The organism is Bacillus cereus group sp. N14, from assembly GCF_016483555.1.
GTDB lineage: Bacteria > Bacillota > Bacilli > Bacillales > Bacillaceae_G > Bacillus_A > Bacillus_A wiedmannii.
In genome coordinates this window covers 162,447-177,149 of the sequence record NZ_JAEHBQ010000002.1, presented here as the reverse complement: position 1 = coordinate 177,149, position 14,703 = coordinate 162,447, and the positions used below count along the sequence as shown (strand labels likewise).

Below are 14,703 nucleotides of genomic sequence, written 5' to 3'. Positions count from 1 at the left end.
AAACCAAAAGAGGGGTGTTATATAAGTCAAAGTTTGACTTATATAACACCCCTCTTTCAAAACTATTTATAGCATATTGATTAATATTTCAGGTCTTCCCCAATTCATTTCTTCACAAACGAATCTAAGTTTTTCTTCATCCATTGTGTGTAATCCTTCTTCTAGTAAACATGAAATTGGAACTTCACAATGAATTTGTGCCAATTGCAATGAAATATTTAAGTTCTCTAAATCACTTTCAATCTTTGTGCGCTGCGCTTTCGTTAATGATGCTACATTTTCTAGTACAGTTGCTACTGTTCCGTGCTCTTGAATCAATTTATACGCTGTTTTTTCCCCGATACCTTTTACACCTGGGTAATTATCGCTCGTATCTCCCATGAATGCTTTCGCATGCACGATTTGCCACGGCTCTACGCCTTTTTCTTCCATGATTTTCTCTGGTGTGTAATATTCGTAATTTCCGATTCCTTTGCGCAAGAGCATTACTGTAACGTTCTTATCAACAAGCTGGAGTAAATCCGTATCACCTGTTAAAATATACACTTCCGCTTCATTACAGTATTGTTTTGCAAGCGTGCCGATACAATCATCCGCTTCATACCCTTTCATACCGATAACTGGAATAGACAATTTCGCAGTCATTTCTTGAACTAAATCAAATTGCGGAATTAATTCTTCAGGCGGCGCTACACGATTCGCTTTATAATTCGAGAACGATTCTGTTCTAAATGTCGTACTACCCATATCCCAGCATGTTACGATATGTGTCGGTTCAATTGCTTGCATAGCTGTTAATAAATGTTTCATATAACCATGAATCCCATTTGTAGGGGTACCATCTTGTCGTTTCATAAATTGTCCGTAGACACTTGTTGCGTAAAAAGCACGAAATAATAGTGCCATACCATCAACTAATAATACTTTTTTCATAATCCCTCTCCTACCAAAAAAATAATAACCCCACGTCATCACGTAAGGTTATATAAATAGATTACCATTCTACGTTTTTTCAACTTTGTCTATTATACATTGTTTTTGTATATTTAGCATCATTTACACATTAAGACGTTCTACTACAACAAGTATGAAGAATTCCTGTATACGTATTTTTCCCAGTCGAAACAACTACAGCCTTTGCATTTCCGCCAACAATATGAGTCCCTTTGAAACATACGTTTTCAAGTTCAAGTGGATTATAGTCTTTCATTCGTTTTAAAGGAATAAATCGTTTACGCTCAAGGTGATAGCAACTTTCAAATTTCTCAATACTTGCATCTTTTCCTGTTAGCACGGATTCATTTACTAATAAATCATTCGCATAAATGATACGTACATCTGCTGGTACTGTATCACCTTCTGAAAGAAAAATCATATCCCCAGGAACAAGCTCTTGTACTGGCACATTCATCATTTTTAATTCACCGTTTAAACCTGTTACACTAGAACATTCTACTCGAGACACAGTAATTTTCTCACATTGTAATCCATCACGCACATGTTGTTTTGAAAAACCTGGAATCATTCCACTTAGCTTCATCATTACTTCCGCAATACGCGCTCTTTTTGAAATTAATTCGTTTCGGCCGTATACTTGAATGCGTTTTTGTGCCTCTTTCATAGATAATCCGTCTCTTGTTGTTTTAAAATACGCAAATACAGATTTTACATCTCTCGTTGCGATTTCAATTAATAAATCTTTATTTTTTTGAAGCATTGTTTGTTCTTTCATTGATTTTTTACTTAATTTATATGACGTGTTACCCACAGTTTTGTTTGCATATAACATATTATCGTCTCCTCCTGTACAACATAGGAAGAAACGCTTTGTTTCTCAATTTATCCACTTTACCGTAACAGTGTTTAGCGCTTGAACATGCATATAAACGCTACATTATGATAAATATAGAGGGAGGAACAAGTCGTTTCCTGCCTACATCATATATTTTTGATTTGAAGTATATGGGTAACGGAACCGAGTCAGAATTTGACATGCTCCTCACCTCCTCGTTTAATTTTATAGTTTATACTATGAAGTTACTCATAGATTTGTAACAAAAAGACCCTTACTCCGAAAAGAGTAAAGGTCATGGCATACACAAATAAACGATTCCTAAACAATTAGAAATCTACGGACCTCTCCCTCGCCGAGTTTTAGCACTGTATAGCATAGGTACATTACCAGCTACGTTAAGAAAAACCTTAATTCGATCATTCCTGTTGACCCATTGGCGTCTCTCGACATTTTTGGGCAGTAGCATTTCTCTATACAGGAGCCTCACCTAACAGAGACTTATTTTTATTACATAGAAAATGTTACTCTTATTTAAAATAGATGTCAACAGTAGCCTACAATTTTTTCGAAAAGTATGGCGAACTAACATATATAAAATAAAAACCTTTACGTCTAAACGTAAAGGTTTTAATAAGTTATACAACCAGCAATTACAATCCCAATGGAAAGCGATAAAAACATAAGAAAAAGACCGACTGCTTGATTATCTTCTTCAAGACTTTTGTTTATATTAAAGCGTGGTGTAAGCCACTCAGCTAAATAAAAGACGATAATTTGAGCCAAAATCCCAACGGCTCCCCATGAAACCATATCAAGAAGTGAAATGGAATTAGCTGCTGTCGAATATAAAACAATAGCTAACCCAAGTAATCGTCCTCCAAGTACATAGCTTACCGCCTTATTTCCTTGGGCCATTAACTTAAATTCTTTTACTTTCGTTGTCACTTCCATGAGGAACAGACCAATGCATAAAAGGCCCAGTGTTACTGCTAAATATAATAAAAAATTAATCATATACTTTCCTCCTTTTTTATACCTACCGGTAAATAGTACGATTCATTCCCTGTAATTTTTTCCCCAGCGCGAATACCGATACTACTCGCTTTTCCAGCAATTAAAAACGAACCAAACACATACGACAGTTTCTCCATCCCTTTCTCTGTTTCCAAAGATACGACTGGAAGTTCTGTATACTTTTGAAATATCGGCAGTGACGCTTTATACGTTTGGTGTGCATTTTGAATCATAATATTTTCGTCCTTATCGCGAACGGTAATTGTGTCTCCTTCTCTACCAAATGAAGGTTTTTGAACGAAAGAGCCTTTTCCTAAAAATAAATCTGGTTCTAAATATGTAGGTAACATATATTCTTTAATCCACTGTTGTTCCTCATTTGTATAAAAGGCCTTTTCTTCTGCTAACCCCCAAATAAGACACTGAATTGATTTTGGCTGAAGCAAAAATGCTGACAAAGGATTTATTATAAAAAGCTTTCCGGCTTTTACAAGTTGCAACAGTTCCACACCTACGAAGTCTCCTGTTTCAGGATCTTGATCCTCAATTAAATCTTCTATCGGATATGTTTGGCGATATAAAATATCAATCTGTACTCCATCCCTATCCACTAAAGCATCTTTTGTAATTCTAAGTTCTGACATTGGCACTACTTTATTTTCAACATGGCATAACTGACTCAAATACATAGTCGTATTCCAATCCTCAATATGTTCATGATGTGCTGTAAAAACAACATTTGGGTTATCTATTCCCTTTGTCGCTTCCATTACGGCCTTTGTAACACCAGAAGATAGTAATCGTTCTTGACCCAAGTTTGGATCATCATAGCCTAGTTTCCCACAAATTTTTCCATTCATTTGAAAGCATTCCATAATAAAAGTTGGTGTATCACTATTAAACTCAAGCATTTTAATTTGGTTATCACTTGTTAAAACGAAATCAAATCGTGAAATAACAGATTCAGGATATAATCCTTTCATTCTAATGAAAGATAAGCTTGCAGGAGGATACCCAAGTTCAAGAAGCTGTTCGTCACTTAAATTCCGCAAAAGTTTAGCAGTCTTAAAAAATATTTTTCCCATTCGTTCAGTTGCTAATTGCAATTGTTTCATAGTCTGATTTGTTATAGAGAAAATATGAAACAAACTATACTCACATTCATATAAATCCGACCAAAAATTCGGATATTTCGAATAAAACTCTTTTCGATCCCTTATGTATTGCGACATATGTTAGCCCCCAAATCCTCCCTTTGAACCGCTTCCAATTCCACCTTTAAATTCCGCAGACGATTGATAAGATTTAAACGCCGATGAATTTTTAAAAGTGGATTTATTTTGATAGTAACTCCCACCATAAAAATAATGCCCACGATAACCTGACCTACTATCATCACACTGCCATACCCCAAGTTCATCATCCCAATCCCAATCTGAACAACTATTATCATTCGGTTTTGGGGGAAGATCTTGTGCGCAGCCAAATAAGGTGCCAGTCATTAAAGACGTTACGACACCACCTACTAGCCATTTCGTTTTTGTCACCTTCGCACTCCCCTTTTTAAATTCTATTCCTATTATATAAGATAACATGATAAAGTAGAAGAAAAAGGAAGAAGAGGGATAAAATGCGCTTAGAATATCGACTTAATGATGAAACGAAAAGGTATCCTGCTTTATGGAACTACGCAAATATTTCTAATTCTGAAATCATCGCACGCATGACGTGTGAATATTTTATAAAGGATAACAAGACATATGTTGTTACTGCTACTTCAGTAGATCCAGACGGAACAGCAGTTATATATATTCAAAAAGAAGAGTTTGCAAATGACCCTTCAGATCCTACATACTCTCACATCGGTTTTGAGGTTAGAGAACTAAGTGAAACGAGTTCAAGCATAATAGATCGGAAAGATGTATGGAACTATGAAGAAATTTTGCCATCTCTTCATTCAGACCTTATATATATTCAGCGCGACGGCATGCATATGGAGTTCGCTTTAGATTCAAGAGAGATTGATGAAGATAGAAAGTGCTATATTTATTATGGAAACTTCACAGGTGAATCCAGATAAAATAGATATATGTATGCAACAAAAAACCTTACGTATAAAACGTAAGGTTTTTATATAGCCCCACATATGCCGTTCTCTCTAGATGTCCATAAACCTGCTCTCACAGGTGGATGCTCTCACAAATGTTTGTAACTTCCTTCTTAAAAAGATGGCATGTTAGCTACATTTAAATATTGAACTTCCATATTAAACTTATTGGTTTAAGACATGCATAAGCTACGTACACCGTAGGAATTTTATATAATGTTAGTTGAAATAAGACCCCCGCACGTGCCGCTCCTCGTAAATGTCCAAAAACCCGCTACTCGCAGGTGGATGCCCTCACAGTTACCGTACATCTTCCTCCACAAGGAAGGCTTGATGATGGTCGCTAAATATTGAGCTTCCGTATAACTAACATCGGTTTTAGACATAAATAAGTTACGTACACCGCAGGATGTATTATTTACTTGTCGTTATATTATCACATTGTTTCCAATGTGTAAAATACAAAGTTTTTCGAGCAATTTCTTGCTTGTGACCTTATTTTAATACAAATTATTTTTGCATGCAAGTGATTAATCTTCTTCTTTTGCAATTTGATTTTCTGGATAAGAAATCCAATCACTCCAGCTACCTGCATACAATTTAACATTTTGGAATCCAGCTAATTTCAATGCAAGGATATTTGGACAGGCTGTAACACCAGAACCACAATATACAATTGTTTCCTTATCTTTCGAAAGATTTCGGAATCTTTCTTGTTGCCCAGCTTCATTCTTAAATTGCCCTGATTGTACAATTCCATCCTTCCAAAAATAGTTTACTGCTGTCGGAATATGTCCTGCTTTTGGATCAACTAGTTCCTCTACACCAGCATAACGTTTTGGCTCTCTAGAATCAATTAACGTAACATCTGCACCTGCATGAATATTCTCTCTCACCGTTTCCATCGTTACAAGCATATGATCTTGTACATTTGCTTTGAATGTTTTTCGTATAGCAACAGGAATTTCCGTTGTTATCGGTAGTCCATTCTCTTTCCAAGCTGGAAATCCACCATCTAATATATATACTTTCTCATGTCCTACATAGTTTAATAACCACCAGAGACGAGAAGCATTTGCACCCGCTTGACTGTCATATGCAATTACTGTCGTATGTTCATCAATACCAGCTTGTGAAAGCTTGTCTGCAAACTCCTCAATATTCGGCAATGGATGGCGACCACCATGTTCTGTTACAGGACTTGATAAATCTAAATTCAAATCAAAATATAATGCATGAAGAATATGTTCTTCCTCATACTTTTCTCTACCCCAATTAGGATTCGCTAAATCAAAACGACAATCGATTATACGGACATTCTCATCTTCTATATGCTCACGTAACCATTCGACTGTAACTATCATCTTTAACGACCTTCTTTCTCTTGCAAACGACTTACATACTCCATAACCATTTCTTCTGTAACATATTTACGCTGCAGTGTAACACCATTTTTTGCAAGATCATTAATTTGCTTTGTTACAACATTAATGACATCAACCGAAAATTCTTTCCCCTTTGATGCAAGAGATACGGCTGCTTCAATAGCTGCTTCACGCTGCGCATCTAATTGTAAACATGCTTTTACACTTTCATTTTGTTTACGAGAATGTGCTGTAATTGCTTTATGTACTTCCATCTTCTCTTCCCCCTAAATAAGTTATACGTTCTTATTCAATTCCATTGCAAGCCGAATCATATCACGACATACAATCCCATTTTCAATAATCTCTTCTTCATAATGCTTTGAAAAGTAATCAAAATCAATAGAAAAAATACGAAATCCACATTTTTGATATAAAGCAAGTTGTGAAACACTAGAATTGCCTGTACCAACTTCAAGTTTTGACATACCATATCCTTTAGCAGTTTCTACGGCATGACTTAATAGCTGCTTTCCAATCCCTTTTCCTTGCAAATGCTCTACAACCGCAATATTCATAATTTCCATCGTCTTCGGCCTTGTTTCCAAAAGAACATATACACCGACAACTCTCTCCTCTTGCTTAGCTACATATGTTAACCCTCTTTGTACATATGCATCAATTTGCCCCTCACTTGGATCAGCAAGCAATAATAAAGGTTTCGGTATAGCTTCTTTTGAAATATACTCTATTACTACACACATAAAAAACTCCCCTTTCTCTATTGTTCTAAACCCTCCTTGTCTACCATAAATAATAGAAAGGAGGGATTCACCATGGACAACAATGAGAAAAAATGCAACGTCATCTCTATTGATGGAAAGAAGAAGAAAAGCGACACGTATTCCTATCCAAAATTAGTAGTAGAAAACAAAACATATGAATTTTCTTCATTCGTCTTATGCGGTGAAACACCAGACGGCAGACGCCTCGTTCTTACTCATATGATTTCTACCGATGAATTTGCTGGGTTTGTCAAATCTTTAGATACAGTATTGCAAAAGAAAATTGAACGAATCTTTTTCTCATAACGACTATATCACATAAATTTCTTTTTCAATCTCTATTAACTGCTTTTGCAATTGTTCTTTACTTTGTTCATATAGTGATACATCAATTGTTTCAGCCAATGCAAATAATACACTTTCATAATAATTCATCACATCTTGCTGCATCACTTTTTGGAATAATTTCCATTTCGAATCCCACTCTTGCTTATAATGATGAACAAATAAATCTTTTTCATCAGCTACATAGTTTGATACGAAAGGCTCTAATACAACTTTAGCCTCTTCTTGCATGAAAGCTTTATCATTTTTTTCAAAAAAGCTTTTTTCATTTTTAAAATGCGCCAGTGCTTTTTTGAAATCTTTTATTTCAACTGAAGGGAACGGTTCTTTATGTGCAATATCTTTATATTCATAATCCACTGTTCCACTCATAGAAATTGATTCATTTTCTACTTTACAGTTCACCACAATTTCATTCTTTGCACGCTTCATCGCTTCATCTATCCATTTCTCAAGGCGTAATGATGTCGCACGCATTTCTTGTAGTAAATCATGCTGAATAAATGCCACTAATTCCATAACGCACTGTTGCAACTGCACTTTCACATTCCCATCCGTTCGCAGCGATGCTGGATTAATAAATTCAGTAAACACATCGTTATAGCGTAGGAATAGACGCTGTTGCACGTAATAAAGCAATTCTTTCACTTCATTTTGCATCGCCTGCTCTTCAGCAAGCACACTATATGATGAAATAATATGAAGTAGCTGATCACGCTCTGCTTCATATTTTTTCGTTTGCTTCTCTTTCTCTTCATTCCCCTGCTTTGCACCGTTTATCATATTTACTAAAAGCTGATCTGCTCCTTGCAATGTACCATATAAAGCATGAACAGATACGAGCATTAAATCTCTCATCATAAAGGATGTAAATGATCCCTCGAACTTAGCAATCCCAGAGTTTTGTAAAATACCGTACTTCTCTTTTTCAATATTCTTTCCTTGCTTCTCTTCAAGTGCACATAAACTTGAAATTGCAAATAAACGCGGATTTCTAATACCGTATTGCAGTAGCTGGTCTGCGATATAACCTTTTACCATTTCAAGTTCTTCTTCAGACTCTGCTAAATCGGCCGCATTAATTAAGAAGAACATTTTATCAAGTGCAAAAGTATCCTTTACACGACCAAGCTGGATTAAGAATTCACGGTCAGCACGAGAGAACACATGATTATAATACGTTACAAATAAAATAGCATCTGCGTTTTTAATATACTGGAACGCAACGTCCGTATGGCGGGCGTTAATAGAATCCGCTCCAGGTGTGTCTACAAGCGCTACTCCTTGCCTTGTTAAAGCACAATCATAATAAAGCTCCATGTACTCAACAAAACATGATTTTTCTTCATTCGCTACATAATCAGAAAACTCTTCTAATGTAACTTGTACTTGCTCCCCTAAATGAGCAGAAACCGTATCATACCCTTTTTGTACCGCTCTTAAAAAGCTAAATGTTGTTTTTTGCTTCCCAGTTGGTGAAGGATATTTCATAACTTTATCAATTTGTGCTAACGCTTCATCTAACGTAGTAATCTCATAATGAAACAACTTATAAACAGCTTTCATATCTTCTAATAGAGCTTGCTTTGATTTGAATTGGACCATTACTGTTCCGTGTGGTTTTTCCTCTGTAACCGGCAAAATTTGATTAATCGTTGCCGTCGTCGGATTTGGTGATACAGGAAGTACATTCCCACCAAGCAATGCATTGGCAAATGATGATTTCCCAGCACTAAAAGCTCCGAATAACGCTACTGTAAATTGTTTCGTTTCCACACGACGCCTTTTTTCTATTACCTCTTGCTGTACATGTTTCAGCGCTGGCAATGGCTCTAATATCGTTTCAGCTTTCTTCACTTTCTCTAATATACGCTGAATATTTAAAGCTGCTGTTCCTTTTATCTCTTCCTCACAAGCCATTACGCTATCGTTTACGCTTTCCTGCTCTTGTAGTGTGAATTTCTCACTAACAATTTGTGTTTTACTTTGCAATATCTCCTCTATTTGCAATCCTTCTGGTGTAGCAACACGCTCGTGCCAAACATTTTGCAAATAACTTTCATATGTCTCTAAATTGTTACTGTATTGCAATTGCGTTTCTTTTGCCGTTTGCAACATCATATATTTTTCAATCTCTTCTTCAATGCGTGCAACTGCTTCCTTCACCTTTTGCTTTAAAACGACTGCACTTTTATCAAAAATTTGCTGCGCTTTTGTAAAATAACGTTTCTTCAGTTCATTCGCTACATCCGCTGTATAAAGAAGTAAGTAATCACCTGTGAAACCTGCACCTTGTTTAATGACTTCAGCTAACATTTCTGATCCGAAAGCAATTTCTAAAGCATATATGTCTTTCCCAATTTCCTCTGTGAACAATCCTTCTTCTTTTAAGAAGGCAACAATAAATTCTTTCACATGAAAATCAAGTTGCGTTTCAACAGTCTTTTGCAAAGCAGAATAAAAAGCATCTAAACGTCTCTGTTTTTCTTGCTCCGTCTTTCCTTTCGCAAACAGCAAACCGACCTTAAATTTAGTTAATTTCGTTTCTAAATACGCATTTGCCAATTCTCTCATTTCAAATGGCATTAAATACGCGTTATCTAATATAGCTTGTAAGCCTTTTATAAATTCGTTTCTCACATGAGATTCTTTACTAGCCTCGCGCTGTTTAGTTTCCGTTAGCTCTTCTTTCTTTTCCACTATCTCTGAAATAGAAAGCGGCGATGCTAGCTCTTCCTCATATTTCAAAAGAGCTTTTTCATTTTCCGAAAGAATAAACGAAAAATGTTCCCCCATTAAATATTCTGTTTCTCGCTCCATTCCATCTCTTACATACTGCACTTTTTCTTTCATAATAGAAGTAATTAATGTTTCTAAGCTCCCAATTTCATTATGTGTATGGTTCATCATTCGTAATGAAGTATAATACACTCCATCTACTTCAATATCCCAGTTAGAGAACGATTGTTTTACACTATCTTTATAATCCTCAAACGATAATTCATTTTCTTTATGTTTATCTATTTGATTTACAACTAGATAAACCGTTTTATTACGTTGTTTCAATTCTTTAACAAATTGCAAATTCACTTCCGATTGGACGTGATTATAATCCATCATATAAAAAATTACGTCTGCTAGATGCAGCGTTGATTCTGTCGCTAATTGATGGGCATCATCTGTTGAATCAATCCCTGGTGTATCAACTAACATAACACCCTCAGGAATTGGCGCATCATTCCGATAAATATGAACACCAATTACCTCATCACCATCTTTACAAATTTGTTTTAATTCTTCAGCTGAATATGCACCGTCATATTCGTACTGTTCACCGGATTTAACTGTTACAACAACACGATCCATTCCTTTTTCAATTTTGACAACGTTAGCGCTTGTCGGAATTGGACTTGTTGGTAACAACTGCGCTTTATATAGATGATTCATCATCGTTGATTTCCCTGCAGAGAAGTGACCGCAGAACGCTATCATAAGCTGCTCTTGTTTATATTTTTGAATCACCTCAAACAACTTTACACTATTCTCTGCATCGCCGTGTTTTTGCCACTCTTCATAAAAACAAACAAGTTTTTTCATACCGTTTGTCTGTACTATGTTTGTCATCCCCTTGTTCCCCTTTATCCAAGATGTATATACTTTTTCTCGCCATTTGCGAGCTCATAATCATCAGGAAATACATCCCCTCATCGATTACAGTTTCACTTTACTATCATACTAAATTTTCAGCATATTCTCATTAAAAATAAAAAATCCCTTTCATTCTTTTTACAAATGAAAGGGATTTTATGTCATATCACTCATTTTGCTGTTCCTACTCCATTTAAAACATACTTTGCAATAACTGCATATACAGCGACTGTACCTGCTACTAATGCATATACCATACTCATGCACCAACCTTTTTTTGATAATGATTATCACTTTTAAATACATTTTATCATTAAAGAGAATCATTATCAATACTTTTCATAAAGAAAGCCCCTTATAGAAAGGAGCTTTACTGCCTGTTTTGAAGAAGGTTAAAACTTGTTGTGCACTCTTATTATATCTCATAATACATATCTTAACAGTTTTAAAAAGTGGAAATTACCTATATACCCTCCTCTTTACATTTTGTATAATAAAAGGGAATTACTTAACAAGGAGGAAAATAATGACACAAAATATTTCACAAGGCGAGAGGATACATTCCATCGATATTATTAGAGGGATAGCTGTACTAGGTATTTTTCTTGTTAACTGGCCTATTATCGCTGGGATTGACTCACGTGATCTTTCAGGAGTTTATGAGGGGCTAGATAGCTATATCCGTCTATTTTACGATATGTTTATTCAAACAAAATTTTATACAATCTTTTCGTTTTTATTCGGCCTAGGCTTTTACATTTTTATGACTCGTGCTGAAGCGAAAACAGATCGCCCAAAAACTTTATTTGTTCGTCGCTTACTTATTTTATTATTATTTGGTTTCTTACATTACGTTCTTTTATGGGACGGGGACATTTTACATAGTTATGCAATCGCTGGATTTTTCTTATTTTTATTTTACAAGAGAGAACCTCGTACCATTTTAATATGGGCAATCGTTTTATTAAGTATTTTTCAGTTTTTCATGCTAATCGGTGGTATCGCTATTGCATTCGTTCCAAAGGAAGAATTAGGATTTTCCTTACCAATCATGCCACTTGAAGACTGGGTGTCACAAATACAAACTCGTTTCCATGCATTTTATGCTGATGGAATTGGACTAAACGCATTCATGTTCCCAGAAACAGTTGGACTATTTTTACTTGGTTTATACGCCGGCAAAAAGGATATCTTCCGCCGCGCGAAAGAGTTAGATCCGAAGCTTAAAAAATGGCAAATTATTATGTTCATTTTAACATTACCAATGTGGTTCTTCATGGTCCGTTATTTCTTATCAAAACCATCTTATGAACCAATCTACATGCAGGTCTTTACAATGTTTAGCGGAAAAACGTTATTCATATTCTACATTTTCACGCTCATGCGTTTATTACAAAAAGAAAAATGGCAAACATTATTACGCCCGTTCCAGTACGTTGGGCGAATGGCATTAACAAACTACATTTCACATACAATTGTTACATTACTTGTATTCGGACTATTGTTCAAAAATGATTATCTTGCTCCATTATGGGTAGGTCCTCTCTTTTGCATTAGTTTCTATACGTTACAAATCTTTATTAGCCGCTGGTGGCTGTCACGTTATCAATACGGGCCACTTGAATATATATGGCGCCTTGGTACGTACGGGAAAATGATGCCACTTAAAAAGAAAAGCAAGGTCTCATAACGAGACCTTGCTTTTTTATGCTTCTCTTACTGCACTTTGCATCGACACTGGCTCTTCTTTTACTTTCACTTTACGCTGCGGCACCATATTAAATACGATATTTAAAAGTACTGCTGACGCACTTCCAAGTACAATTCCGTTATCTGTTAAAATACGAATGTTTTCAGGAAGTTGTGAGAATAATGTCGGAACAACTGTAACCCCAAGCCCAATTCCAACAGAACATGCAACGATTAATAAGTTTTCTTGTTTACCAAAATCAACACTACTTAACATTTTAATACCATATGCCATTACCATACCAAACATCGCTAACATTGCACCGCCAAGTACTGATTTCGGGATAATAGTTGTAATAGCTGCGATTTTTGGAATGAACCCAAGAACGATTAACATACCACCACAAGTATAAATAATAACGCGATTTCTTACTCCAGTTAATTGAACAAGTCCTACGTTTTGAGAGTATGTTGTATATGGGAACGCATTGAAAATACCACCTAACACCATCGCTAATCCTTCTGCTCGATAGCCCTTTGTTAATTCTTTTTCACCGATCTTTTTATTGCAAATATCAGATAATGCGAAATATACACCTGTTGCTTCTACAATCCCTACACAAGCAACTAAAATCATCGTAATAATTGGCGTTAATTCAAATGTTGGTGTACCGAAGTAAAATGGCTGAATACCGTGGAACCAATCCGCTTCTCCAACCGCTTGCAAACTTACTTTCCCCATAAATGCTGCGACAATTGTACCGAACAATAGACCAAGTAAAATAGAGATTGAACGAATAAATCCGTCAAAGAAACGATACATAATGATGATAAATAGTAATACACCAAATGCTAACGCTAAATTTTCAAGACTACCAAAATCCTTACTTCCTACTCCTCCAGCCATATCATTAATTGCTGCTGGAACAAGTGTAACTCCAATTACGGTAACGACAGATCCTGTTACAACAGGTGGAAACAGTTTTACAAGCTTTCCAAATAATTTCGCAAAAATAACAACGAATAACCCGGCAGCAATAATTGCTCCATAAATAGAAGACACGCCGTATTGTTTCCCGATTGCAATCATTGGGCCAACCGCTGTAAATGTACAACCAAGTACGACTGGAAGTCCAATACCGAAAAAGCGATTTGATAATGCTTGTAAAATCGTCGCAACGCCGCACATTAATAAATCAATCGAGACTAAATATGTTAACTCTTTTTGATTTAAACCAAGTCCGCCGCCCACAATAAGCGGAACGATAATTGCGCCAGCATACATCGCAAGCATATGCTGCATACCAAGCGATGCGATTTTAAATGGATGTTGCTTCATCGTTTATTTCACCTCCGCAGTTTCTTGCTGTACAAATGTAACTGTGCCGTTATCAAGTGATGCAATTTCTGCTAGTGACTCAACACGAACTCCTTGTTCACGAAGCTTCTTTCCTCCATCTTGAAATGCTTTTTCGATAACAATACCAATTCCTGCAATACTTGCTCCTGCTTGCTCTACTAAACTCATTAAACCTAAAGCAGCCTGACCATTTGCTAAAAAGTCATCGATAATTAAAACACGATCATTTTCATCGATATGATTTCGAGATAATGAAATTTCATTCGTTTCTTGTTTCGTAAATGAATATACGTTTGCAACGTACATATTATCTTGTAACGTTAACGATTTACGTTTTCTTGCAAAGATTACTTTTACACCAAGCTCTAATGCAGCCATAACTGCTGGTGCGATGCCTGAAGATTCAATCGTCACGATTTTTGTAATGTTCTCTTCTTTAAAACGTTTAGCAAATTCTTTTCCGATCTCTTGCATAAGTACTGGGTCAATTTGATGATTTAAAAATGCATCTACCTTTAATACGTCACCAGATAAAACCTTTCCTTCGTTCAAAATCTTTTCTTGTAATACTTTCATGTTTGTTCCCCCTCTTATGC

The 14,703-nt window shown here is 35.8% G+C and carries 14 protein-coding genes, 2 other RNA genes and 1 riboswitch; of the genes, 3 read left to right on the top strand and 13 right to left on the bottom strand.

The window, feature by feature from the left end:
* Positions 1-66: 66 nt before the first annotated feature.
* The 5 genes from JDS82_RS04340 to JDS82_RS04320 form a co-directional block, all read right to left on the bottom strand.
* Positions 67-933, bottom strand: a complete 867-nt coding sequence (locus JDS82_RS04340; RefSeq protein WP_000757060.1) for a 5'-3' exonuclease — start codon at positions 931-933, stop codon at positions 67-69.
* 130 nt (positions 934-1,063) lie between these two features.
* Complete coding sequence (locus tag JDS82_RS04335) at positions 1,064-1,789, bottom strand: P-type ATPase actuator domain-containing protein (RefSeq protein WP_000964966.1); 726 nt, start codon at positions 1,787-1,789, stop codon at positions 1,064-1,066.
* 342 nt (positions 1,790-2,131) lie between these two features.
* Positions 2,132-2,297, bottom strand: a riboswitch (M-box (ykoK) riboswitch).
* A gap of 125 nt (positions 2,298-2,422) precedes the next feature.
* A complete protein-coding gene (locus JDS82_RS04330; RefSeq protein WP_000606860.1) occupies positions 2,423-2,809 on the bottom strand; it encodes a DUF350 domain-containing protein in 387 nt (128 codons plus the stop codon).
* Complete coding sequence (locus tag JDS82_RS04325; protein WP_064056755.1) at positions 2,806-4,041, bottom strand: glutathionylspermidine synthase family protein; 1,236 nt, start codon at positions 4,039-4,041, stop codon at positions 2,806-2,808. Before JDS82_RS04325 ends, JDS82_RS04330 begins: the two co-directional genes overlap by 4 nt.
* Before the next feature lie 3 nt (positions 4,042-4,044).
* Positions 4,045-4,356: a hypothetical protein gene (locus JDS82_RS04320; protein WP_000169026.1), complete on the bottom strand. Its 312-nt coding sequence runs from the start codon at positions 4,354-4,356 to the stop codon at positions 4,045-4,047.
* An 83-nt stretch (positions 4,357-4,439) separates the two neighbouring features.
* Between JDS82_RS04320 and JDS82_RS04315 the strand changes: the two genes are divergently transcribed.
* A complete protein-coding gene (locus tag JDS82_RS04315; RefSeq protein ID WP_001235541.1) occupies positions 4,440-4,889 on the top strand; it encodes a hypothetical protein in 450 nt (149 codons plus the stop codon).
* A gap of 53 nt (positions 4,890-4,942) precedes the next feature.
* Here the strand turns inward: JDS82_RS04315 and ssrS (JDS82_RS04310) are convergent.
* The 5 genes from ssrS (JDS82_RS04310) to JDS82_RS04290 form a co-directional block, all read right to left on the bottom strand.
* Positions 4,943-5,126: non-coding RNA, 6S RNA (gene ssrS / locus JDS82_RS04310), on the bottom strand.
* 21 nt (positions 5,127-5,147) lie between these two features.
* Positions 5,148-5,330, bottom strand: a non-coding RNA gene (gene ssrS, locus JDS82_RS04305) — 6S RNA.
* Positions 5,331-5,446: 116 nt separating this feature from the next.
* Positions 5,447-6,280, bottom strand: a complete 834-nt coding sequence (locus tag JDS82_RS04300; RefSeq protein WP_064056757.1) for a sulfurtransferase — start codon at positions 6,278-6,280, stop codon at positions 5,447-5,449.
* A gap of 2 nt (positions 6,281-6,282) precedes the next feature.
* Entirely contained in the window at positions 6,283-6,555 is a 273-nt protein-coding gene (locus JDS82_RS04295) for a YpbS family protein (RefSeq protein WP_000451808.1), read from the bottom strand.
* 21 nt (positions 6,556-6,576) lie between these two features.
* Entirely contained in the window at positions 6,577-7,044 is a 468-nt protein-coding gene (locus JDS82_RS04290; protein ID WP_048566797.1) for a GNAT family N-acetyltransferase, read from the bottom strand.
* 72 nt (positions 7,045-7,116) lie between these two features.
* Between JDS82_RS04290 and JDS82_RS04285 the strand changes: the two genes are divergently transcribed.
* A complete protein-coding gene (locus JDS82_RS04285; protein WP_000369740.1) occupies positions 7,117-7,371 on the top strand; it encodes a DUF3931 domain-containing protein in 255 nt (84 codons plus the stop codon).
* 3 nt (positions 7,372-7,374) lie between these two features.
* Here JDS82_RS04285 and JDS82_RS04280 read toward each other — a convergent pair whose 3' ends face one another.
* Complete coding sequence (locus tag JDS82_RS04280; protein WP_199712754.1) at positions 7,375-11,034, bottom strand: dynamin family protein; 3,660 nt, start codon at positions 11,032-11,034, stop codon at positions 7,375-7,377.
* Between the two features lie 550 nt (positions 11,035-11,584).
* Here JDS82_RS04280 and JDS82_RS04275 point away from each other — a divergent pair.
* Positions 11,585-12,748, top strand: coding sequence for a DUF418 domain-containing protein (locus JDS82_RS04275; protein ID WP_199712753.1), 1,164 nt, complete (start codon positions 11,585-11,587; stop codon positions 12,746-12,748).
* Positions 12,749-12,763: 15 nt separating this feature from the next.
* On the opposite strand, the gene pbuX is transcribed toward JDS82_RS04275, so the two are convergent.
* Positions 12,764-14,086 (bottom strand): xanthine permease PbuX, encoded by a 1,323-nt coding sequence (gene pbuX / locus JDS82_RS04270; RefSeq protein WP_000809222.1) that lies wholly within the window; start codon positions 14,084-14,086, stop codon positions 12,764-12,766.
* A 3-nt stretch (positions 14,087-14,089) separates the two neighbouring features.
* Positions 14,090-14,683, bottom strand: a complete 594-nt coding sequence (locus tag JDS82_RS04265; protein ID WP_000866483.1) for a xanthine phosphoribosyltransferase — start codon at positions 14,681-14,683, stop codon at positions 14,090-14,092.
* Positions 14,684-14,703 lie beyond the last annotated feature (20 nt).